Origin of the sequence: Campylobacter sp. IFREMER_LSEM_CL1846 (assembly GCF_025772105.1) — a bacterium.
Lineage (GTDB): Bacteria > Campylobacterota > Campylobacteria > Campylobacterales > Campylobacteraceae > Campylobacter_D > Campylobacter_D lari_D.
Genome location: NZ_JAKMRM010000009.1, coordinates 39963 through 62782 on the forward strand (window position 1 = coordinate 39963; position 22820 = coordinate 62782).

Genomic DNA, 22820 nt, shown 5'->3' on the forward strand with positions numbered 1-22820 from the left:
CTAGCCTTTTTTATCTTTGTAAATCTTTTCTAAAAGCATCACAGCTTCATTTAAACGCTCATATTCTTCAAAGTTCAAAAGTACAGCTTCAAATTTATTGTTTTTCACAATCACTACTCTACCGTTTTCGCTCTTTTTTGTTTTTTCAAGCATAGTACTGAAATTTCTTACTACTTCAGTTGCAGTATAAATTTCATCTTTGCTAAAAGTAGCCATGATTATAATTTACCTTTTTGTCCATTAATACTATGAATAAAAGCATAATCAATCTTAATTTGCTTTTCAAATTCTATATTTTTAGCTAAACTATTAATTACATTAGTAAAATCTTCAAATAAATAATTTGCTAAAGATCCTGGATTTGGATTGATCTCATTTAAATAAACCTCATCATCTATCACAAAAAAATCACAGCGAATCAAAGCTCCTTTAAATAAAGGATTATAAATTCTAGTAAAATTATCCCTTAATTTTTGTTTTAATTCTTCACTAATCTTTGCTTCACTTACTTTAGAACTTTCTGAAAAACCTAAATATTTTTGTTCAAAATCTAAAATTTCATTTTTTCTAGGCTCTTCAATAATAGAAAATTCCATTTTTTCATCTATCATACAACCTGCTAAGTTATATTCTTTAATATTATTTACAAATTGTTCTACCACAACATCCTCATCAAATTCAAAAGCAACATCTTTGGCATACTTAAGCTCGCTTTCATCTTTAACTATGCTTATACCTATACTACTACCTAATCTTGCAGGCTTTAAAATACAAGGAAAATCCAAAGATACATTTTGCTCTTTATGCAAATTTAAAACCTTATAATCAAGTGTTTTCACCCCTACGCTTTGTGCATAAAGTTTAGTTAAAACCTTATTAAAAGATAAAACACTAGCTTCTATGCGTGGACCTATGTATTTTATACCATAAAAATCAAGCAAAGCAGCTATTTTGCCATCTTCACCATCTTTTCCATGTATGATATTTATCGCTATATCAATGTCAAGTTTTTTCTCACCTAACATAGTTTTTATAAAAAACCCACCCTGCTTTAACACCAAGGCTTTTTCTTTTTTATAAGCACCGCTGCTAAAAGTTTTTGCATTCATTTTTTCTTCATCTATAAGAAAAAATTCCTTATTTTTATCACAAAATATAAATTTTTTTTGTGCTTTGAGTACTTTTTTTAATACCACAGCACTTACAATGCTAATTTCATGCTCATAAGAATTTGCGCCAAAAATTACACCATATATCATTATATTTTTCCTTTTATTATGCTAATTTTTTCAAAGCCTCTTTAATAAGCTCACTAGTATTTTTACTCTCACAAGTTCTTAAAACCTTTAAAATATTTTCTTGTTTAAAACCAAGTGAAAGTAAAGCTGCCAAAGCTTGTGCTTGGTCTTGATTGGAATTTTCTATATTGATTTTTGCATCACTTAACTCAGCTATAATTCTTTTTGCACTCTTTGGACCAATACCAGGAACCTTTTTAAATACACTCTCATCGCCACTTTGCAAAGCCGCATAAAAAGTATTAGTATCTAAGCTTGAGCAAAGTGCCATAGCAGTAGTTGCTCCTATACCACTAATTTTAATCAACAACTCAAACATTTTTTGCTCATTTATATCTAAAAATCCATATAATTTATGAGAGTCTTCTTTGATAATTTGTGTGATTAAAAACTCAACCTTTTGATCTTTTTCAAAATTACTTGAGCAAAAAAGCGAAACAAAAACACCATAACTTACCCCACTTGAAGTTTTCAAAACTACAAAAGTAGGTTCTTTTTTACTCACTATTCCTTCAATTGCCACTATCATTTAGTTTCTTCCTTGTAATTACTAATAGCACGAATTTCAAAAAGCTCCATCTCATTTTCTGTATCAATTTTTTGAAGCTCAAAACATTGAATTTTTTCTTCATCATGAGGATAATAGCTTAATTCTTTTCTAGGATTTAACAAAATGAATTTAATTTCATTTAAATCCATCCATTTTCCACTTTTATTAATAATCTTAGATTTTAAAAGTTTTTCTTGAATTTTCTTAAGCTTTTCTATATTTGCTTTTTCTTCTTCTTTTAAAGATTCTATTTTATTGGCAAAAATACTTAAATTTTCAATCTTTTGATTAAAATCTTTAATAGTAGCTTTATAAGCTTGTGGTATAGCTCTTTTTGCACTCATTAATTCTTTTACTTTTTGCTGCAAAATTCGTATGGAGTCTTTACTTATATTAATTGTGTGTTTAGTCTCTTCTATTTCTTTAGCTAAATTTTCTTGTTCTTTTTTCAATCCATCAACATGTATTAGTATCTCTTCTCCGCTTTTTTCTTCTCCAAAAGCTTTAAGATCTTGAATTATAAATTTATTTCCACTGCCTTGAATTTTTTCAACATGGATTAAACTTTTAGCACTACATAAACAATTTCCGCCGAGTTCTTGTATGTAAATTTCATCAGCAATAATCTCTCCACCCATAGCCTTTTTAATATTTACTTTTTTAGCCTTGATAGAACCATTTTCCAAAGTTTCAGCAAAAACCTCCTCAGCCTCACAATATCCTCTTAAGATATTAACCTCAACCTTTTGTCCTATAATAGTGCTTTTATGATGCATATTGCCTTTAAGAATTATCTTTTTACCTCTTAAAACAGAATCTTGAGCCATATTACCAGTAACTTCTAATTCCTGAGCCTCAACAGTAATTCTAGGACCTATTGCATCTTCTAGAGTGTTTGTATTTTTAATCACAATAATAACTTGCTTATCAAAACCCGCCCAAATAGAACCTGTACTTTTAAAATCAACCTTACTAAATTCTAAATAATTTTCTATCTCATAAATGGATTTTCTTTGTATAATAAAACCATCTTTTTTAGCAATATATTTTATACTCTCATCATCTTCTTTAACTTCAAATTTATCAGAACAAATAACTTTTTCTTTGTTTATTTTTGGTGGAAGTGCTTTTAAAATTTTAAATCTTAAATCCTTGCCATCACTACCCTCTTTTGGCTTAATTCTCTCAATAGCCACCTCGTCTTTTCCTATAGGTGCTACATAGTTTCTATTCATCACATCATTATACTTTTTTAGATTTTCTAAATAATGATATTTTATTTCTTCATTTGTAGGCTCTTGCGGATTAATTCCTTTACATACTTCAAATTCAACTTCAAAATCAAATTTTTGCTTTTCTTTAACTTTAGCATTAAAATCAATAATTTGCTTTTTAAAATCAAAAATTCTAAGCCCAAGCAAATATTTTTCTTTTATCATCACTTTATAAATAGCTTCTAAAAGCTCTAGAGCTAATTTGTCATGAAAAGCAATAGTTTCACTAGCTCTAACGCTGGCTTTTAATAAAGTACAAAGCTCGTTAGTATGTAAACTAACTTCAAAAGTTGAAATGCGTGCAAATTTTTTAAAATAAATTTCTATTTTATATTCTTGTTCTATATTTAATTCATGATTTAAAAATTTCTCATCTTCTTCAAAAATTTTCAACTCTTTTTCATTAACTTTTATCCATTCTTGATTATCATAAGTATAAGAAGTACTAAAACTTAACAACCTAAAATCAAGTTCATCAACTTCACATTTATTTTCAGAAGCAAATATTAAAAGCTCTCTATAAGGGTCTTTAGTGTATAAAATTTTCTTTTCTTCCATAGCTTAAGCTTCCTTATTATATATAAAATTTTGATTTTAGCAAAAATAAAATCAAAATTTAGTTAAAATTAGCTCTATTAAAAATTTTATAATACTCAAACTAATGTTTAAAGAATGAAAATTAATGAGAAAAAATATTGTTTTTAAAAATTTCATCATCAATGCCTTAGGAATTTTATTTTCTAGAATTATGGGCGTTTTAAGAGATATTGTTTTAGCTTTGTACTTAGGAGCTGGAATTTATAGCGATATTTTCTTTGTGGCTTTAAAAATGCCTGCTTTTTTTAGAAGAATTTTTGCAGAAGGGGCCTTTGGACAAGCTTTTTTACCAAGTTTTTTAAAAGCAAGTAAAAAAGGTGCTTTTTGTATAAATATTTTATTGCAATTTAGTATTATAGTGTTTTTAACCTGTATTTTAGTGAGTTTTTTTGCTGAATTTTTTACAAAGATTTTTGCTTTTGGCTTTAATAAAGAAACAATTATCCTAGCTGCACCTTTGGTTTCTATTAATTTTTGGTATTTGTTTTTTATTTTTTTGGTAACTTTTTTAGGCTCTTTATTAAATTATAAGCAAAATTTTTTCACCACTTCTTTTTCTGCTTCATTTTTTAATCTTTTTGTTGTGATTGCAGGTTTTTTTGTCAATCAAGATGAGCCTTTAGAGGCCTTGTATTATTTTTCATATGCGACTGTCTTAAGTGGTTTAGCTCAACTTATATGGCATATTTTTGCTTTAAAAAATACTAGAATTTTAAAAAGCATGTATTTAAGCATAAAACTTAAAAAAACAAAGACCAATTTAGATAAATTTCATTCTACTTTTACCCATGGACTTTTAGGCTCTTCGGCAAATCAAATTAGTTCATTATTAGATACTACTATAGCTAGTTTTTTAATGGCTGGAAGTATTTCGTATTTGTATTATTCTAACAGAGTTTTTCAGCTTCCTTTAGCTCTTTTTGCAATCGCTCTAAGTCAAGTAAGCTTTCCAAAAATACTAAGACATTTAAAAGCAAATGAAGAACAAAAAGCCTTAGCTTTTATGCAAAAAGCTTTTGAATATTTAAGCGTGCTTTTGATTTTAGCTAGTATAGTTGGGATTATCTTAGCTAAAGAAATTGTGGAGTTTTTATTTCAAAGAGGAAATTTTAATCAAGAAGATACAAAAATCACTGCATTTTTATTACAAGCTTATCTTTTAGGACTTTTACCTTTTGGTTTGCAAAAACTTTTTTCTTTATGGCTTTATGCTAAATTTAAACAAAAAATAGCCGCTATAATAGCCTTTAAAACACTTTTTATATCAGCATTTTTTAGCATAGTGATTATTTTACTTATCAAAGAAGAAGCTTATAAGAGTTTAGGCATTGCATTAGCTTCATCTATTAGTGCTTTTTATTTATTATATGCTAATATTAAAGAATTTGGTTTTAAAAATCTTTGGGGTATTTTTAGGGTTAAATTTTGGCTTATTAGTATAGTATTTTTAAGTTTATTTGCTCTAGGCTTATTTGAAATTAAAGATATTTTAATACAATTTTTAATTGGAATTTATCATTTTTTTAAAGGTTTGTTTTAATGGTTTTTTTTGATAGTGTTTTAAAGAAAAAATACGAATTTATCCCAAATGAGGTAAAAAAAGCAAACATTTATCTATGCGGGCCTACTGTATATGATGATGCACATTTAGGACATGCAAGAAGTAGTGTTTGTTTTGATTTTTTAAGAAGAGTTTTACTAGCAAGTGATTATGAAGTGATTTTTGCTAGAAATTACACTGATATTGATGATAAAATTTTAAAAAAAATGCAAGAAAGTGGTAAAAGTTTAGAAGAAATTACAAATTTTTATATTAAAAGATATGATGAAGATATGCAAGCACTTAATATCTTAGAACCTGATTTTAAACCAAAGGCTACAGCTTATATTGAGCAAATGATTATATATATAGAAAAACTTTTAGAATTAAACCTAGCTTATAAACTTGAAGATGGAATTTATTTTGATACTAGCAAAGATGATAAATACTTTTATATCTCTAAAAGAAATTTAGAAGATAATCAATCACGCTTAGAAGAAAGTGTAGCCAAAAAAAATGATAGCGATTTTGTTTTATGGAAATTTGATGAAAAATTTTATCCTGCAAGTTTTGGTAAAGGAAGACCAGGCTGGCACACAGAATGCGTTGTGATGATAGAAAGTATTTTTAAAGATAAACTTGATATTCATGCAGGAGGCATAGATTTACTTTTTCCTCACCATGAAAATGAAGCTTGTCAATGTCGTTGTAAAAACAATCATGAGCTAGCTAATTTTTGGCTGCATAATGGCTTTGTGCAAATTAATGGTGAAAAAATGAGCAAAAGCTTGGGAAACAGCTTTTTTCTAAAAGATTCTTTAAAACTTTTTAGCGGAGAGGTTTTGAGATTTTATCTTTTAAGTGTGCATTATAGAGCGCATTTTAACTACGCTTTAGAAGACTTACAAGCTGCTAAAAAAAGACTTGATAAATTTTATCGCTTAAAAAAACGCTTAAATTTAAATGCTTTTATAGATGAAAAAACTACCATAGAAAGCGAAGTAGCTAAAAATATCTTAGAAGTTTTAAATGATGATTTAAATGCCTCTAAAGCCTTGGCTTTACTTGATGAGTTTATCAATGAAAGTAATATTTACTTAGATCAAAACCTAAAAGACAAAGCTTATAAAATACAAGTAGAAAAAAACTTAAAAGAACTTGCTTTTATTTTTGGTATAGGTTTTATGGATACTATAAAATATTTTCAATTTGGCATTAGTGAAGAAAAATGTCAAGAAATAGAAGAAAAAATCGCTCTACGTAACAAGGCAAAGCAAGAAAAAAACTATGCCTTAGCAGATCAAATTCGTGATGAGTTAGCTAAAGAAAATATTCTTTTAATGGATACACCAAATGGTGTAGTATGGGAGAAAAATGGATAAAAATTACAAAGAAATGAAACTTAAAGAAGTTTTTACTCGCTTTAAGCCTTATTATAAAGATTATTGGTTTTATTTTGTCTTAGCTATTATTGGCATGCTTTTAACTAGTGGTGGCACAGCAGCTAGTGCATACATCATAGAGCCTATTTTAAATAAAATTTTTATAGAAAAAAATGTTGATTTGCTTTATTACATGCCTTTACTTGTTGTTTTAATTTATGCTTTAAAAAATCTTGGTGCTTATATGCAAGTTTATTATATATCTTATGTTGGGACAGATATTTTAAGAAGATTAAGAGAATTAGTTCTTGGCAATCTTTTGCGCTTAGATATGAGTTTTTTTCATAAATACAGAAGTGGAGAATTAATCAGCAGATGTACTTCTGATATTGGAGCTTTACAAAATATAGTTTCTACTATAATACCTGAAATTTTAAGAGAAAGTTTAACCGCGATTGGACTTTTAAGTGTGGTAATTTATCAAAGTCCAAAACTTGCTTTTTTTGCTTTAGTTATTTTACCTTTAGCAATTTACCCTCTTGCTATTTTTGCTAAAAAAATCAAAAAAATAGGACGCAATACTCAAGAAAAAAATTCTGATCTTACTTCAAGATTAAGTGAAATCTTTTCTAATATAGAACTTATTAAAGCTTCTAATGCAGGTAAAAATGAAATGCAAAAATTCAGCCAAACTAATAGCGAAGTTTGCAAACTTTCCTTAAAAGGCATTAGAATTGAAGCTTTAAGTAGCCCTTTAATGGAATCTATGGGTTCAATTGGCTTTGCAATAGTAATTATAATAGGTGGTAAAGAAGTAATTGATGGAAGTTTAAGCATAGGTTCTTTTTTTAGCTTTACTACAGCTTTATTTATGGCTTATACTCCTATTAAAAGACTTTCTTCACTTTATACAAGATTGCAAAATGCAGTAGCAGCTAGTGAGAGAACTTTTTATCTAACTGATTTAGAACCACAAATTAAAGGTGGCGATGAAAAACTTGCAGAAAACATCCAAAATATTCATTTTAAAAATGTCTCTTTAAGCTATCAAAAAGATAAAATAGTATTAAAAGATGTAAATTTTTCTTTTGATAAAGGAGAAATTCTAGCCTTAGTTGGATCAAGTGGTGGAGGAAAATCTTCTATTATCAATCTTTTGATGTATTTTTTTGAAAAAGATAGTGGTGAGATTTTAATCAATCAAAAAGACATTAGCTCTTTTGATATTATTAGTTTAAGAGAAAATATTTCTTTGGTAACTCAAAATATTTATATATTTAATGACACTATAGCTCAAAATATTGCTTATGCTAAAGAATATAACGAAACACGCGTGATAGAGGTTTTAAAACAAGCTAATGCTTATGATTTTGTCCAAGAACTTGGTGGTATACATACTGAATTAAAAGAACATGGAAAAAATCTCTCCGGCGGACAAAAACAACGCATTGCTATAGCAAGGGCTTTATATAAAAATCCTCAAATTTTAATTTTTGATGAAGCAACTTCAGCACTTGATAATGAAAGTGAAAAAGCCATAGTAAGAACTATAGAAAGCTTAAAAAATGATCGCTTAATACTCATCATCGCTCATAGGCTTAGCACTATAGAAAATGCTGACAAAATTGCTGTGCTTGATAAAGGAAAAATAGCTTCTATAGGAAATGATGCTTATTTGATGCGACATTGTGAAATTTATCAAAAATTAAAACAAAAAGTACAAAAAACTGATAAAGTTAAAGAAAATGAAAACTAAGAATTATCATTTTTTTAGTAAAATATGCCATTTTATAAAAAAGGAAAAATATGACTTATGAAAGTTTAAAACCTTTAATATATAAATTAGATCCAGAAAATGCCCATGCTTTAGCTGAATTTAGCATGCGAACGCTAGATTGTATATTTCCTGGAGGACTTAGTTTTTTTGCAAAAGATTGTATAATAAATGATGAAATTTTAAATCAAGAAATTTTTAATTTAAATTTTTACAATCCTGTGGGCTTAGCAGGTGGCTTTGATAAAAATGCAACTATGATAAGACCGCTAAGTGCTTTAGGTTTTGGTTTTTTAGAATATGGAACTTTCACCCCAAAACCTCAAAATGGCAACGAAAAACCTAGACTTTTTAGACTTGTTGAACAAGAAAGTATTCAAAATGCTATGGGTTTTAATAATAAAGGTAAAGATGCTATCGCAAAAGAAGTAAAAAAAGTCTATCCTTTTAGCATACCTTTAGTAGCAAATATAGGCAAAAATAAAATCACTCCAAATGAAGAAGCTATTAATGATTATATTATTTTATTAAAAGAATTTAAAGATTTGTGCGATTTGTTTGTGATTAATATATCCTCTCCAAATACCAAAAATTTAAGAGATTTACAAAGTGAGGAATTTGTAAGCACCCTATTTAATCAAGCAAAAGAAATCACAAAAAAACCTGTGATTTTAAAAATTGCTCCAGATATGAGTATAGATAGTGCAATTTCACTTTGCAAAAGTGCTATTAGTGCAAAAGCTGATGGTATTATCATGGCAAATACTAGTATAGATTATTCTTTAATTGATAATACAAGAACCTTTGGTGGAATTAGTGGTAGATTAATCACTCAAAAAAGTGCGACATTTTTTAAAGAAGTAGCTAAAGAAATTTATCAAGATACTATTTTAATAGCAAGCGGTGGTATAGATAGTGCTGAACTTGCTTATGAACGCATTAAAAATGGGGCTAGTTTGGTTCAAATTTATACAGCTATGATTTTCAAAGGACCAAGCATTGTTAAAAATATCAATCAAGGATTAATTGAACTTTTAAAACAAGATGGTTTTAATCATATTAGTCAAGCTATAGGAGTTAATTTTAAATGATTAATTATAAAAAAATCACCCTTGAAAATGAACTTGAAATTTACACTTTACCTGTAAATAAAAAAAGCGGGGTTATAAGTGTAGATATTTTTTATAAAGTTGGCTCAAGAAATGAAAAAATGGGAAAAAGCGGCATAGCTCATATGCTTGAACATTTAAATTTTAAAAGTACAAAAAATTTAAAAGCAGGCGAATTTGATGAGATAGTCAAGGGTTTTGGTGGAGTGGATAATGCAAGTACTGGTTTTGACTATACGCATTATTTTATAAAATGCTCTAGTGAAAATTTAGACAAATCTTTGTGGCTTTTTGCTGAATTAATGCGTAATTTAAATTTAAAAGATGATGAGTTTCAGCCTGAAAGAAATGTAGTTTTAGAAGAAAGGCGTTGGAGAACTGATAATAATCCTTTAGGATATTTATATTTTAGATTATACAATCATGCCTTTTTACATCATCCATATCATTGGACTCCAATAGGCTTTTTTAAAGATATACAAAATTGGAAAATAGAAGATATACAAGATTTTCATCAAACTTTTTATCAACCCAAAAATGCTATTTTGCTTGTGAGTGGTGATATTAATGAAGATGAAGTTTTCAATCTTGCTAAAAAACATTTTCAAGATATAAAAAACACCAAAGAAATCCCTATAGTTCATGAAAAAGAACCTGAACAAGATGGTGCTAAACGCGTGATCTTGCACAAAGAAAGCGATACGCAACTACTAGCACTTGCATACAAAATTCCTGCATTTAATCATGAAGATATGCCAAAACTTTGCGCATTGAGTGAGCTTTTAGGAAATGGAAAAAGCTCATTAATAAGTGAAATTTTAATTGATAAATTAGAACTAATCAATGAATTTTATGCCTATGCAAGTGAAAATATAGATGAGAATTTATTTATATTTATTTGTGTTTGTAATGAAGGTATAAAATCAGAAGATGTTGAAAAAGAGCTTTTGAAAATTCTTGAAGATGTAAAAAATGCCAAATTTGATGATGCTATCATGGAAAAAATCAAAAATACCGTAAAAAGTGATTTTATTTTTTCACTAAGCAATGCAAGTAGCGTTGCAAATATTTATGGATCTTATCTTGCAAAGGGTGATTTAAAACCTTTGCTTGATTATGAAAAAAATATAGAAAATCTAAGCAAAGATGATTTAATTCATTGTGCTAGAAAATACTTCAATGAAGACAAATCTACAACAATAATCTTAAAAAGGGGTGAAAATGGACAATAACATCATCATAGGAGCAATGACAGCTTTAATAACTCCGTTTAAAAATGGAAAATTAGATGAGCAAACTTACCATAAACTCATCAAAAGACAAATCGCAAATGGAATTGATGTGGTGGTGCCTGTTGGAACAACCGGAGAAAGTGCCACCTTAACCCATGAAGAGCATAGAATTTGTATAGAAATAGCACTAGATGCATGCAAAGGAAGTTCTTGTAAGGTTTTAGCAGGAGCAGGAAGCAATGCCACACATGAAGCTGTAAGTTTGGCTAAGTTTGCACAAGAGCATGGAGCTGATGGAATTTTAAGCGTTACTCCATATTATAACAAACCCACACAAGAAGGTTTATATCTTCATTATAAAGAAATAGCAAAAAGTATAGATATACCTGTACTTTTATATAATGTCCCAGGAAGAACAGGGTGTGAGCTTCAAACAGAAACTATTATAAGATTATTTAGAGATTGTGAAAATATTTACGGAGTAAAAGAAGCTAGTGGAAGCATTGATAAATGCGTTGATTTGCTAGCGCATGAACCTAGAATGATACTTTTAAGCGGGGAAGATGCGATTAATTATCCTATACTTTCAAATGGCGGTAAGGGTGTGATTTCAGTTACTTCAAATTTACTTCCTGATATGATTTCAAAATTAACTCATCTAGCTTTAAAAGAAAAATACATTGAAGCTAAAAAAATCAATGATGAGTTATATAATATTAATAAAATTTTATTTTGCGAAAGCAATCCTATACCTATTAAAGCGGCAATGTATATAGCAGGTTTAACCCCTACTTTAGAATATCGTTTGCCACTTTGCAAACCTAGTGATTGCAATTTAACAAAAATAGAAGCGATTATGAAAAACTATAATATAAAAGGATTTTAATGGATACTTTTTTTCAAAATAAAACTTTAGTAATTAGCGGCGGAACAAGAGGGATTGGTAAAGCTATTGTATATGAGTTTGCAAAAGCGGGAGCCAATGTAGCTTTTACTTATAATTCTAATGCAGATTTAGCTCAAGAAATTGTGAAAGATTTAGAAAATAATTATAAAATCAAAGCAAAGGCTTATGAATTTAATATACTTGAACCAGAAACATATAAAGAGTTGTTTGAAAAAATCGATCAAGATTTTGATAGAATAGATTTTTTCATCTCTAATGCTATCATTTCAGGTCGTGCTGTTGTAGGTGGATATACTAAATTTATGAAATTAAAGCCAAAAGGTATTAATAATATTTTCACAGCAACCGTAAATGCTTTTGTTGTTGGAGCACAAGAAGCGGCAAAAAGAATGGAAAAAGTTGGCGGGGGTAGTATATTATCTATTTCTTCAACAGGAAATTTAGTTCATATTGAAAATTATGCTGGTCATGGCACAGCTAAAGCAGCGGTTGAAGCTATGGCAAGATATGCTGCAACCGAGCTTGGTTCTAAAAATATCCGTGTAAATGTAGTTAGCGGTGGACCAATTGATACTGACGCGCTTAAAGCATTTACAAATTATGAAGAGGTAAAAAATGCAACTATCAATCTTAGTCCGCTAAACCGCATTGGACAGCCACAAGATCTAGCTGGTGCATGTTTATTTTTATGCTCTGATAAGGCAAATTGGATCACAGGCCATACTTTGATCGTAGATGGTGGCACCACCTTTAAGTAATATTACCTTAAGGGTGCTTTATAAAGGATTTTAAAAGTATGAATTTACCCAATATCTTAGCTTTTATAAGGATATTATTAGCTCCACTTTTGTTTTTTTTACTTATTAATGATTTTGAAAATATCCATCCTAGTTGGGTAAATTATTTTTCTTGCGTTATTTTTAGCATAGCTGCTTTAACTGATTTTTTCGATGGCTATATTGCAAGAACTTGGAATCAAACTACTAAACTTGGAGCTATTATAGATCCTTTAGCAGATAAAATGCTTATTCTAGCTGCATTTTTAGGGTTATTACTTACGCAAAAAGCTGATCCATGGATGGTTTACATTATCTTAGTAAGAGAATTTTTCATCACCGGCTTTAGAGTGGTTATGGTAAGTGAAAAATTTGATGTAAGTGCTTCTTTTGCAGGCAAAATAAAAACAACCTTTCAAATGATAGCTATTATATTTTTAATCATGCAATGGCCTTTTGCCAATACATTGTTATTTATTGCTTTAGTGCTTACACTTTATTCAGCTTTTGAATACATACTAGCTTATGTAAAACATTTAAAAAAAGGTATAAATTGAAATCATATTTATTTTTATTTATTATCTTAGCTATTGGCTTTAAATTTTATTCTTTTAGTTTTTTAATAACACTTTTAGTGATATCTTTTTTAATTTTTTTTCACGAATTAGGACATTTTTTAGCTGCAAAACATATGAGGGTTGATGTAGAAATTTTTAGCATAGGTTTTGGAAAAGCTATTTTTAAAAAAACTTACAAAAATACAGAATATCGCTTATCCGCCCTACCATTTGGTGGTTATGTTAAGCTTAAAGGACAAGATGATTTAAATCCTAGTGAAAAAAATTATGAGCCAAATAGCTATAACACTTTAAGTCCTTTAGCTAGAATTTATATACTTTTTGCAGGACCATTTTTTAACTTTTTTCTAGCATTTTTACTTTATATAGCCATAGGTTTTTTAGGAGTTCAAAAACTTGTGCCTGTTGTTGGAGATATAGCGCCAAACTCAGCTGCACAAAAAGCAAATTTACAAATTGGTGATAAAATCCTAGCTATAGATGGGGTTCAAATTCAAAGTTTTGAAGAAATTGGCAAACTTGTTCACGCAAAACCAACCCTGCTTGATATAGAACGCGATAATAAATTTATCAATATCACTTTAACACCGCAAATTGACCAAGGCTATAATGAGTTTTATCAAAAAGTTCAAAAACCTCTTATTGGTATAGCACCTAAGGGTGAGTTTGTTACTATTTATCACTCAGGAATTAGCAGTTTAAAATATGCTTATGAAGAAAGCATAGATGCTTCTTTGCTTATTTTTAAAGGTCTTGCTAAAATCATCAGTGGGGAATTAGATGCTAAAAATATGGGTGGAATCATCACTATGGTGGATATAACCTCCAAAGCAGCAAATACTAGTATAGTAGTTTTATTTTTAATCACAGCTTTAATTTCCATCAATCTTGGAGTATTAAATTTACTTCCCATTCCAGCACTAGATGGAGGACATATACTTTTTAATCTTTATGAATTAATTTTTAAAAAAGAAGTACCAAAAGTATGTTTTGAATATCTTAGTTATTTTGGCATGGCTTTACTTTTAAGCTTAATGGTATTTGTAACTTACAACGACATTACTCGTTTTATAAGCAATTAATAAGTCCTAGTAGCAAAATCATAGCGATTAAACTCGGCTATACTATTTTTACGATAAAAGCTATTATAAAATTGCTTACTTAAACTTTGTTCATAATTTAGTCTAAACTTAACCCACATTGCCGTTTGATCTTTTGCACTTGTTTTTTCATCTTGATAATTAAGTGATAAATCCAAAATAGAAATTGGAGAATAAGTAATGTTATACTGATTTTGTGTTTCTTTCATGTTAGAATTTACATTTAAAACATTTAAATAAGGTAAATCAAATATAACCCCAAACTCTGTACTATCATCACTATTATTTTCTTTTATATCATAATGATTAGCATATGCTTTAAAATATTGACTAAATTGCAATTCAGCACCAAAACTATTTTTTGCATAAGCTTGTTTATATTGATCGTTAAAATAATTAAAACCAAAATTGATTTCATCAAATTCATAACGATTAATAATTCCCAAAGAATAAGCTTGCTCTAACTGCCCTATTCTTGCTTGTTTTTCTAAAAGTAAAGTAGCATTATCATAATCTAAAATTGAGTTGATATTTTTAATATTTACATTTAAAGCGTTATAATCTAAACTAGCTTCTGTTTTATCCTTTGAGCTTAAATTTAAAACCTGTGCTAAAGAATTACTAGCAAAAGTACCAAAATCAACATTTTGAGCTTGATACTCCTGCGGTTTTTGAAAAAATACTTGTTTGGAAATTGCATTTGTTTTTTGTTCTTTAGTTATATTAACATCACCCTCACTTAAGCTTTCTTCTAAATTAGAAGCAAGCACATTTAAACATATACAACTTAAAAAAATGTATTTTTTCATTTAACCTCTTATTAAATATGTTTTTTATGCTCTATTTCGCTTATCATTTTTTCATTTATATCTTGAATTTGCTTAATATGTGCATAAATTTTTCTTTCCTCTTTGACTATTTGATTGTTTCTTATATAATCAAATAATTTTTCTATATAAGAATTTAAATTTTGATTTAAAACATAAATATTACTTGTAGAATCAAATTTGGCTAAATTTTTATCTTCTATATCTTCTATTTTGGAATTAATCACACAAGAGCAAGCTAGATATGTTTTTAAACAACACTCTAAATAAAGCAATATTTTATTAGTATCAACACTTGTCTTAGAAATCTCATCTAATAAAATTTTAGCTTTCTCATCAACACCGGTAAACACCTCTTGGAATTCTTCTAAACTTGAGTTAGATTTTTTAGCAACTTTATAAGCTTCATTAGTTATGTTTTTAATATTACTCATTTGCTCTATTGATACTTTAATCATCACAGAAATTTCTTTGGCGGCCTCTTGAGTTTTTTCAGCTAAATGTCTTACCTCATCTGCAACTACCGCAAAACCTCTACCATGCTCTCCTGCACGAGCTGCCTCAATAGCTGCATTTAATGCTAAAAGATTGGTTTGCTCTGTAATATCTTCTATAATAGATATAAAAGAAGAAACATTATTAATTTGCTGTGAAAAAGTATCCATTAAAGTATGAATTTGAGTGATATTTTCACCTAAATTTTGCAAATCGACTGAAATTAATTCTGCATTTTTGGCACTTTTTGAAGAATGAGTAGAAATATCATTTGCTTGCTCATATATATCATGCATAGTGCTTGCATTATCATTTAATTTCACATTAATCAAAGCTAATTCTTTTTGCAAAGAATCTGACATATCCTTAGAAACATTTTCAACGACAATACTTCTTATGGATAAATTTTGAGTTTTTTCTATTTCTAAAGTAGCTTCATTAATAATTTTAGCATTATATGCGAAAGTACCCATTAAGCCTTCTAATCTTGCTTTTCTATAAAATCTTTGTTCTTTTACAGCTAAAATAGCATTAAGAATTTCTCTATTAAAAGCCTCCATTTGATCAGCTAAATCATTTACAACCCAACTTAATTTTCCTACTCCAGATTTTGGAACAGCTATATGAGTAATTCTTGCTTCCAAATTTCCTTTTGTAAGCTCATTTAAAACTTGAGTAATCCTTAAAACTTCCTTATTTCTATAATAAGCACTAGCAAGTCCAAATAACACCACTAAAGTTCCAATCACACAAAAAATAAAACCAAAAATATTATTTTCTACTATTTCCAAGATTGCCATCAAACAAAATAAAAATAAAGCAAAATAATTTACAGATTGATTGATATTATATTGATAAAACCAATTCTTCATAACTCATCCCTTTTGTATTTAAATAATCATCAAGTTTCTTCCTTGATGCACCTTTTCCACCTTTTTGCTCTTCAATCAAAAGCTCTTTGTATAATTTTTCTATTTTTTCAACTGCTTCTTTTTTGGGTTTTAAACGCATAGAATAATACCCAACAACTTCTCCTTTGGAATCAAACGAAGGACTGACAAAAGCCAAAACCCAATAAAATGATCCATCTTTTGATAGATTCTTAACATAAGCTATAATCTCTTTTTTACTCTTAAGTCTTTCCTAAAGTAATTCAAAAACAACTTTTGGCATATCCGGATGACGCACTATGTTATGAGGTTTTCCCAATAATTCTTCCTCACTATAGCCCGAAAGAGAAATAAAGATTCTATTGCAATATATGATTTTTCCTGTAGTATCTGTTTTGGAAATAATCATTTGTCCGTCATTGAAAAATTTTTGATTATTATTTGGCAAAATTTTTCTTTTCATATACCCTCCTTAAAATATTAATTTTAATATATCAATATATAAAATTAATAAATCAAGGATTAAATAAGTCCTTTTTTAAGCTTTCTAATTAAGAATCTTGCAGGATGTAAGGCATATAAAAATTCTTTTTTTATTCTTGGCTCATCAAAAATCAATGAGCTCATCACTCTAGCACAAACAATAGCACTAGCAAAAGCTCTAGATCCATGAGCAATAGAAAAATACAAAGGAATAAAATCATTTGGTATGACTTGATTTTTATTTTTATGCCATAAAAGTGCTTTATAATTTTGCATATAAAAATTTTCATCATAGGCTTGACCTGCTATGGCAAATCTATCACTAGAATATGATCTAAATCCTACTTTACCGCCCATTATCTCTAAATTTTCATCATGTAAAAACTCTTTTATGTTTTCAATATTTTGTAAATCATCATTTTTTAAAAGCATTGTATCTTGATTAAGCCTATCATAACTTGCGCCAATAAGTTGTAAATTAAGCTCCTCATTAATAGGACAAATATATCCTTTAGAAGATAAGGCATGCGGGTTTTTTAAAAATGGTTTTAAATGAGTACATTGACCTCTTACACTACTTAATTTCATATATTTATACTCTAAAAAATTCTTAACATCAGCACCTTGAGCATAGATTAACACATCATAATCTTTTAAAATTTTTTGATTATTAAAATTTAAAGAAAACTTTTCATTTTTATAAGAATAATCTTTAAATTCATACTCAAAAAATACCCTAGCCTTGCTTTTTTGCAAAAGTGTCTTCACAAGCTCTTGAGGTTTTATACAAAATCCATCTTTTAAAAAGGCTTGATTATTAATAATTTCAAATAAAACATTATCTTTTTGACTATCAAAACGCTCTTGCATAAGCTCATTATGAGCAAATTCATAAACCCCTTGTGGAATTAAATTTAAAATTTGTCTATAAAATCTACTTGCTTCTAAAAAAGCATATTGTGAAAACTCGCCCAATAAAACATCGGGTTTTAAAATCAAAGAACTTAAAATTCCATTGATATTTCCAGAAGCGCCTTTTCCTAATGAATTTTCTTTTTCAAAAACATCTACTTGAACATTTCTTAAAGAAAGCTCATAAGCCATGCTTGCTCCGGCTATACCTGCTCCAATAATAGCTATTTTTTGAATCTCTTTTTTTAAAGATGGGGTATTAAAATATGCAAATTTATCTTCAAATTCTAAACCATTAAAAATGGCTTGTATCATTTCTCTTTTTCTAAAACCTTTTATCTTTTGCACTTGAAAATTGTTGTTAATTAAAGCCTTTTTTAAAACACTAGCAGAAGAAAAAGTTAAAATCTTAGCATTTATTTTTGAGTTTTTAGCAACATCGTTTATAATATTATCATCAAACATATCTTGATTTTTAGAAGGTGAAAAACCATCTAAATACCAAATATTTGCCTTAAAGTCTAAATTTTGTAGATTTTCTTTAGCATCACCAAACACCAAATCTAAAAAACAATCTTGAAAATAAAACCTATAAACTCCATCCTTACATGGAGGATAAAAATTTAAAAATTGCTCTAAAACTTCTTTAAATTCCTCATAAAAACCAAGTTTTTTATAAATTTCTCTTAATTTATCTTTTTCTATATAAAAATTTTCAAAGCTAAGATAAAAAAGTCTTTGATTGTGTTTTTTTTCTTTTAAAAAACGCTTTAATGTAAGAAAGAAATTTAAGCCTATACCAAAACCAAGTTCTGCTACAATAGTTTGTTTGTTTTCAAAGTCAAAAGCATTTGTATATATAAATTTGCTTTCACTTAAACCATCACTAGAATTAAAATAATAATCATCAAAATCCAAAGAAAAAGGCGCATTATTTTTTATAATAATATTTGCTTTTTTCATTGATTCTTATAAAAATAACTTTCAATTCCATTGGCAATACCAATGGCTAATAATTCTTGGAAATTTTTATTTGTCAATCTATTTCTTTCACTAGGATGACTAATATAACCTGTTTCAATCAAAATCGCTGGCATTTGTGCTCCTACTAAAACCCAAAACGGAGCCTCTCTAACCCCGCCATCAACAACTTTATATTTTTTTCTTACATTGCTCAAAATTTTTTTCTGCACATCGATAGCTAATTTATTTGAAGCAACTATTTTTTCACGATTTAAAAAATTTAAAAATGTTTGCTTGGAAAAATAATTCATTTCTTCAAAATCTGATTGATTTTCTGCTTCAGCAGCTTTTTTACTTCTTTCGCTTCTTGCAGGAGATAAAAAGAAAGTTTCAATTCCTTGTAAAGTCTTAGCTCTTTGTTTATTTGGTGCTGCATTTGCATGGATAGAAATAAACAAATCTGCCATTTTCTCATTAGCCATGGAAGTTCTATCTCTAAGGTTTATAAATTTATCAGTACTTCTTGTGTAATAAATTTTATATCCTCTTTTTTTTAGCTCATTTCCAAGTTTTAAAGCCACACTTAAAACTACATCCTTTTCTCTAACACCCTTATCTCCTAAAGTTCCTGGATCCTTACCTCCATGACCTGGGTCAATTACTATAATTTTGCCTGATTTTTTGATAGTAGCTTTTGCTGCTTTTGAAGTATTTTTTACTGGCGTTTTTTTAATCTTTTTCTCAAATCCTACAAATAGCTCATCATCATCCAAATCAAGACTAGTCTTAAAATCACTAGTAGAATTTAAAACAATTCTTACTGTAGTTTTATTAAACTGCACTATTGTGATAGATTGATTTTTATTAATATCAATTTTTTTTCTATCGCCTTCTAGAATGGCTTCAAAACTCACAATAGAGCGATACATTTTACCATCTTTAAAAGAGTTGATTTTAATATCTTCAATATCAATATCATTATTTAATTTTAAATTAACACCACTTTTATCTTTACTTGATTTTAAAATATATAAAGGTTCATTTCTAACAACTTCTTTTTTAACTTCTGTTTTTTTAATCTCGCTTTGTTTTTTAACTATAGGTTTAGGTTCTTCTTTTTTTTCTATTTTTTCAAGTCCCATAAAAAGACTTTGATCTTTAAGCTCTATTTTTACTTTTAACTCTTTTTTAGAACTCAAAACTAAACGCATGCTAGTTGGATTAAATTGTGATACAATAATATCAAAATCTTTAAATTCAAAATTTCTCTTTGGTCCTTTTAAAATTCCATCAAAATCTGCAACATAACGAAAATTATCACCTTTTAAAGTAAAATTTTTTATATCTTTTTGGCTAATTTTTTCACTCAAATCAAGCAAAACACCATTATCTAATTTTTTAACATCAAGAATAAAAAGCTCTTTTTGTGCCGAAGTTTTTTTATCTTCTTTTTTATTAGTAAAAGCCGTAGTATTAGTTTCGTTTTTTACTAGCTCTTTTTTTATTTTTTGATCTTGTATAACTTTTAAAGCATTTTTTAAACGCGAAATTTCTTCTTCATTTACTCCGCTTTCTTTAAGCTCTTGCACATAAGCTTTATCATCAAAACCTAAAAAATTTGAACTAATGATTAATCTTTTTAAAATCTCATTTTTTTCTTCATTATTATCATTAATTACGCTTTGTATATATAAAGATTTTAGTTGTTGATGTAATTGTAATTTTTCTTCTGCATTAGAGGTTAAAAAGTTTTGATCAAATTTTTTAACCTCTACATTAGCAAAAACACCAATATAAAATAATAAAAAAATAAAAAATATTCTAAACATCTTCACCATAAACTAATTTTTTCATTAGTTCTTCTACGCTAATAAGTTTATCCAATCTATACCCATTAGCTCCTGTAAAAAATAAACCTGTTTCTTTTTTGCCACTCCAAGCATCGTATAATCTATCCGCTATACAATAACCTACTTTAGTAGCTTCCTTACCTCTACCACATGGTGCAACGCAGTTGCTCACACAAGAAATTTTTGGCCCCATTCTTTTATCTACTAAATTTAAAAGATTAGTTCTTACTCCTCTTGCAGGATAACCAACCGGGGATTTTAAAAGCTCAATATCTTCTTTTTTACAATCAAGTAATACTTGTTTAAAATCATCACTCGCATCACACTCAAAAGTTCCTATAAAACGAGTTCCCATTTGAACGCCACTTGCTCCTAAAGACATCATCTTTTCTATATCTTGCTTATCCCAAATTCCACCTGCAGCAATCAGTGGTATGTCGCCCCAATTTTTAATTTCTTGCACAACTTGTGGCACCACATTTTCTAATTGATATTCATCCATTAAACATTGCTCATAAGTAAAACCCTGATGTCCGCCGCTTTTTGGTCCTTCAACTATAACTGCATCAGGTAAGCGATTGTATCTACTTTGCCATCTTTTACAAATAATTTTTAAAGCCTTAGCTGATGATACAATAGGTACCAAAGCAACATCAGGATAATCTTGTGTAAATTCAGGTAAATTTGTAGGAAGTCCTGCTCCTGAAACTATCACATTAAAACCAACCTCACAAGCATTACGAGCAATTTGCGCATAATTATTACTTGCATATAAAATATTACAGCCCAAAGGTGCGTCTTTGCAAACCTTTCTAGCATTATCTATCAAAGCTTTTAAGCCTGCTTTTGAGTAAAAATTATCACTACCATAAGGTTTTGCATTAAGTTCTTTATCTATATGTGTTCTATTTTCATAATACCCAGTTCCCACTGAAGAAATAATCCCTAAACCACCATTTAAAGAAACTGCAGAAGCAAGCTTATCCCAACTTATACCAAGCCCCATTCCACCTTGAAAAATAGGATATTTTATCTCATGCTTTCCAATTTTTAAAGCTTTAAAACTCATTATATTACCTTTAATTTTGCAAATTTTCTTTTTCCAACTTGTATAATATATTCTCCACTTTCTAGTTGGTATTGTTCATTTTGAACTTTTTCTCCATTAATACTTACTGCATTAGAACTAATCAATCTTCTAGCAGCTGAAGTAGAGCTTTCCATTTTACATTCCACTATAGCTTTTGCAAGCCAAATACTACCTTCTAAAGTAAAACTTGGCATATCACTAGGAAGCTCTTTTGCACTATGAACTTTGTCAAATTCTTCCTTAGCTTTTAAAGCGTATTCATTTGAGTGAAAACGAGCTGTTATTTCTAAAGCTAAATTTTCCTTAGCTTTTTTAGGATGTAATGAGCCATTTTTAATATCATCTTTCATTTGTGAAATTTCATTTAAGCTTTTTTCACTTAAAAGCTCATAATATCTAAACATCAACTCATCACTTATACTCAAAACCTTAGCATACATATCTTTAGCATTTTCTGTTACACCGATATAATTTCCTAAGCTTTTACTCATTTTATTTACACCATCAAGACCTTCAAGCAATGGCATCATCATTACCGCTTGCTCTTTTTGGCAATTATATACTCTTTGAAGCTGTCTACCCATTAAAAGATTAAATTTTTGATCCGTTCCACCCATTTCTATATCACTTTTTAATGCAACGCTATCATAACCTTGTAAAAGTGGATATAAAAACTCACAAATTGATATAGGACTTTGCTCTTTAAAACGCTTAGTAAAATCATCTCTTTCAAGCATTCTAGCAACACTAAAAGTCGAAGTAAGCTCTACTATGCCAGCAGCACCAAGCTCATTTAGCCATTTAGAATTAAAATGAATTTGAGTTTTACTTGGATCTAAAATCTTAAAAACTTGCTCTTCATAAGTTTTAGCATTTTTAAGCACTTCTTCTTTATCAAGTTTTTTTCTTGTTACACTTTTTCCTGTTGGATCGCCTATTTGAGCAGTAAAATCACCTATTAAAAATTGTACTATAGCTCCATGCTTTTGAAGTAAAGCCATCTTGCTTAAAACTACAGTATGACCCAAATGCAAATCAGCGGCCGTAGGATCAAAACCAGCTTTTACAAAAAAGTTTTCACCTTTTTCATAATAATTTTTTACCAAAGAAATCAATCTTTCCTCATCAATAATTTCTGCTATTCCTCTTTTAATTTCTTTAATAATTTCTTCAATATTCATTATAAAACCTTT

Annotated in this window: 21 protein-coding genes; 9 read left to right on the forward strand and 12 right to left on the reverse strand. The window is 28.5% G+C overall.

Annotated features, from left to right (window positions below):
• From L8W40_RS05430 to L8W40_RS05445, 4 genes are read right to left on the reverse strand one after another with little or no spacing between them, the layout of a single operon-like run.
• Entirely contained in the window at positions 1–216 is a 216-nt protein-coding gene (locus tag L8W40_RS05430) for a type II toxin-antitoxin system Phd/YefM family antitoxin (protein WP_087699049.1), read from the reverse strand.
• Between the two features lie 2 nt (positions 217–218).
• Complete coding sequence (locus L8W40_RS05435) at positions 219–1259, reverse strand: D-alanine--D-alanine ligase (protein WP_263664874.1); 1041 nt, start codon at positions 1257–1259, stop codon at positions 219–221.
• A gap of 16 nt (positions 1260–1275) precedes the next feature.
• Positions 1276–1827, reverse strand: a complete 552-nt coding sequence (gene ruvA / locus L8W40_RS05440) for a Holliday junction branch migration protein RuvA (protein ID WP_220566641.1) — start codon at positions 1825–1827, stop codon at positions 1276–1278.
• Complete coding sequence (locus L8W40_RS05445; RefSeq protein ID WP_263664875.1) at positions 1824–3680, reverse strand: FapA family protein; 1857 nt, start codon at positions 3678–3680, stop codon at positions 1824–1826. Before L8W40_RS05445 ends, ruvA begins: the two co-directional genes overlap by 4 nt.
• A 124-nt stretch (positions 3681–3804) precedes the next feature.
• On the opposite strand from L8W40_RS05445, the gene murJ reads away from it, so the two are divergent.
• From murJ to rseP, 9 genes are read left to right on the forward strand one after another with little or no spacing between them, the layout of a single operon-like run.
• Positions 3805–5259 carry a murein biosynthesis integral membrane protein MurJ gene (gene murJ / locus L8W40_RS05450; RefSeq protein WP_263664876.1) on the forward strand — a complete coding sequence of 485 codons (1455 nt, stop codon included), beginning with the start codon at positions 3805–3807 and terminating at the stop codon, positions 5257–5259.
• Entirely contained in the window at positions 5259–6641 is a 1383-nt protein-coding gene (gene cysS / locus L8W40_RS05455; protein ID WP_263664877.1) for a cysteine--tRNA ligase, read from the forward strand. The genes murJ and cysS overlap by 1 nt, the downstream gene beginning before the upstream one ends.
• A complete protein-coding gene (locus L8W40_RS05460) occupies positions 6634–8397 on the forward strand; it encodes an ABC transporter ATP-binding protein (protein WP_263664878.1) in 1764 nt (587 codons plus the stop codon). Before cysS ends, L8W40_RS05460 begins: the two co-directional genes overlap by 8 nt.
• Before the next feature lie 50 nt (positions 8398–8447).
• Complete coding sequence (locus L8W40_RS05465; protein WP_220566636.1) at positions 8448–9506, forward strand: quinone-dependent dihydroorotate dehydrogenase; 1059 nt, start codon at positions 8448–8450, stop codon at positions 9504–9506.
• On the forward strand, positions 9503–10756 hold the full coding sequence (locus tag L8W40_RS05470) for a M16 family metallopeptidase (protein WP_263664879.1): 1254 nt from the start codon (positions 9503–9505) through the stop codon (positions 10754–10756). Before L8W40_RS05465 ends, L8W40_RS05470 begins: the two co-directional genes overlap by 4 nt.
• Positions 10746–11642 (forward strand): 4-hydroxy-tetrahydrodipicolinate synthase, encoded by an 897-nt coding sequence (gene dapA, locus L8W40_RS05475; RefSeq protein ID WP_133319239.1) that lies wholly within the window; start codon positions 10746–10748, stop codon positions 11640–11642. The genes L8W40_RS05470 and dapA overlap by 11 nt, the downstream gene beginning before the upstream one ends.
• Complete coding sequence (locus tag L8W40_RS05480) at positions 11642–12421, forward strand: enoyl-ACP reductase (RefSeq protein ID WP_087689753.1); 780 nt, start codon at positions 11642–11644, stop codon at positions 12419–12421. The genes dapA and L8W40_RS05480 overlap by 1 nt, the downstream gene beginning before the upstream one ends.
• 38 nt (positions 12422–12459) lie before the next feature.
• Positions 12460–12996, forward strand: a complete 537-nt coding sequence (pgsA, locus tag L8W40_RS05485) for a CDP-diacylglycerol--glycerol-3-phosphate 3-phosphatidyltransferase (protein WP_263664880.1) — start codon at positions 12460–12462, stop codon at positions 12994–12996.
• Positions 12993–14099 (forward strand): RIP metalloprotease RseP, encoded by a 1107-nt coding sequence (rseP, locus tag L8W40_RS05490; protein ID WP_263664881.1) that lies wholly within the window; start codon positions 12993–12995, stop codon positions 14097–14099. The genes pgsA and rseP overlap by 4 nt, the downstream gene beginning before the upstream one ends.
• Here the strand turns inward: rseP and L8W40_RS05495 are convergent.
• The 8 genes from L8W40_RS05495 to tyrS all read right to left on the reverse strand — a co-directional run bounded on the left by L8W40_RS05495 (position 14096) and on the right by tyrS (position 22808).
• On the reverse strand, positions 14096–14926 hold the full coding sequence (locus L8W40_RS05495; RefSeq protein ID WP_133319242.1) for a hypothetical protein: 831 nt from the start codon (positions 14924–14926) through the stop codon (positions 14096–14098). The two genes, rseP and L8W40_RS05495, sit on opposite strands and share 4 nt — an antisense overlap.
• A gap of 11 nt (positions 14927–14937) precedes the next feature.
• Positions 14938–16311, reverse strand: coding sequence for a methyl-accepting chemotaxis protein (locus L8W40_RS08060; RefSeq protein ID WP_133319243.1), 1374 nt, complete (start codon positions 16309–16311; stop codon positions 14938–14940).
• Complete coding sequence (locus L8W40_RS08130; RefSeq protein WP_412175456.1) at positions 16286–16507, reverse strand: hypothetical protein; 222 nt, start codon at positions 16505–16507, stop codon at positions 16286–16288. The genes L8W40_RS08060 and L8W40_RS08130 overlap by 26 nt, the downstream gene beginning before the upstream one ends.
• A 75-nt stretch (positions 16508–16582) precedes the next feature.
• Positions 16583–16792, reverse strand: coding sequence for a PAS domain S-box protein (locus L8W40_RS08135; protein ID WP_412175457.1), 210 nt, complete (start codon positions 16790–16792; stop codon positions 16583–16585).
• Between the two features lie 59 nt (positions 16793–16851).
• On the reverse strand, positions 16852–18687 hold the full coding sequence (gene mnmC, locus L8W40_RS05510; RefSeq protein WP_263664882.1) for a bifunctional tRNA (5-methylaminomethyl-2-thiouridine)(34)-methyltransferase MnmD/FAD-dependent 5-carboxymethylaminomethyl-2-thiouridine(34) oxidoreductase MnmC: 1836 nt from the start codon (positions 18685–18687) through the stop codon (positions 16852–16854).
• Positions 18684–20516, reverse strand: coding sequence for an N-acetylmuramoyl-L-alanine amidase family protein (locus L8W40_RS05515; protein WP_263664883.1), 1833 nt, complete (start codon positions 20514–20516; stop codon positions 18684–18686). The genes mnmC and L8W40_RS05515 overlap by 4 nt, the downstream gene beginning before the upstream one ends.
• The gene (locus L8W40_RS05520; RefSeq protein WP_220566336.1) at positions 20509–21606 is read right to left on the reverse strand and encodes a nitronate monooxygenase; all 1098 of its coding nucleotides are present in this window, start codon (positions 21604–21606) and stop codon (positions 20509–20511) included. The genes L8W40_RS05515 and L8W40_RS05520 overlap by 8 nt, the downstream gene beginning before the upstream one ends.
• Positions 21606–22808, reverse strand: a complete 1203-nt coding sequence (tyrS, locus tag L8W40_RS05525) for a tyrosine--tRNA ligase (protein ID WP_263664884.1) — start codon at positions 22806–22808, stop codon at positions 21606–21608. Before tyrS ends, L8W40_RS05520 begins: the two co-directional genes overlap by 1 nt.
• Positions 22809–22820: the final 12 nt, after the last annotated feature.

Excerpts from the sequence above, each read along its gene's own strand:
- murJ (WP_263664876.1), top strand. The coding sequence starts at position 3,805 with ATGAGAAAAAATATTGTTTTTAAAAATTTCATCATCAATGCCTTAGGA.
- dapA (WP_133319239.1), top strand. The coding sequence starts at position 10,746 with ATGGACAATAACATCATCATAGGAGCAATGACAGCTTTAATAACTCCG.
- cysS (WP_263664877.1), top strand. The coding sequence starts at position 5,259 with ATGGTTTTTTTTGATAGTGTTTTAAAGAAAAAATACGAATTTATCCCA.
- L8W40_RS05480 (WP_087689753.1), top strand. The coding sequence starts at position 11,642 with ATGGATACTTTTTTTCAAAATAAAACTTTAGTAATTAGCGGCGGAACA.
- pgsA (WP_263664880.1), top strand. The coding sequence starts at position 12,460 with ATGAATTTACCCAATATCTTAGCTTTTATAAGGATATTATTAGCTCCA.
- L8W40_RS05495 (WP_133319242.1), bottom strand. The coding sequence starts at position 14,926 with ATGAAAAAATACATTTTTTTAAGTTGTATATGTTTAAATGTGCTTGCT.
- L8W40_RS05520 (WP_220566336.1), bottom strand. The coding sequence starts at position 21,606 with ATGAGTTTTAAAGCTTTAAAAATTGGAAAGCATGAGATAAAATATCCT.
- L8W40_RS05470 (WP_263664879.1), top strand. The coding sequence starts at position 9,503 with ATGATTAATTATAAAAAAATCACCCTTGAAAATGAACTTGAAATTTAC.
- L8W40_RS05445 (WP_263664875.1), bottom strand. The coding sequence starts at position 3,680 with ATGGAAGAAAAGAAAATTTTATACACTAAAGACCCTTATAGAGAGCTT.
- L8W40_RS05465 (WP_220566636.1), top strand. The coding sequence starts at position 8,448 with ATGACTTATGAAAGTTTAAAACCTTTAATATATAAATTAGATCCAGAA.
- L8W40_RS08060 (WP_133319243.1), bottom strand. The coding sequence starts at position 16,311 with ATGAAGAATTGGTTTTATCAATATAATATCAATCAATCTGTAAATTAT.
- L8W40_RS05515 (WP_263664883.1), bottom strand. The coding sequence starts at position 20,516 with ATGTTTAGAATATTTTTTATTTTTTTATTATTTTATATTGGTGTTTTT.
- L8W40_RS05430 (WP_087699049.1), bottom strand. The coding sequence starts at position 216 with ATGGCTACTTTTAGCAAAGATGAAATTTATACTGCAACTGAAGTAGTA.
- L8W40_RS05460 (WP_263664878.1), top strand. The coding sequence starts at position 6,634 with ATGGATAAAAATTACAAAGAAATGAAACTTAAAGAAGTTTTTACTCGC.
- tyrS (WP_263664884.1), bottom strand. The coding sequence starts at position 22,808 with ATGAATATTGAAGAAATTATTAAAGAAATTAAAAGAGGAATAGCAGAA.
- L8W40_RS05435 (WP_263664874.1), bottom strand. The coding sequence starts at position 1,259 with ATGATATATGGTGTAATTTTTGGCGCAAATTCTTATGAGCATGAAATT.
- mnmC (WP_263664882.1), bottom strand. The coding sequence starts at position 18,687 with ATGAAAAAAGCAAATATTATTATAAAAAATAATGCGCCTTTTTCTTTG.
- ruvA (WP_220566641.1), bottom strand. The coding sequence starts at position 1,827 with ATGATAGTGGCAATTGAAGGAATAGTGAGTAAAAAAGAACCTACTTTT.
- L8W40_RS08135 (WP_412175457.1), bottom strand. The coding sequence starts at position 16,792 with ATGAAAAGAAAAATTTTGCCAAATAATAATCAAAAATTTTTCAATGAC.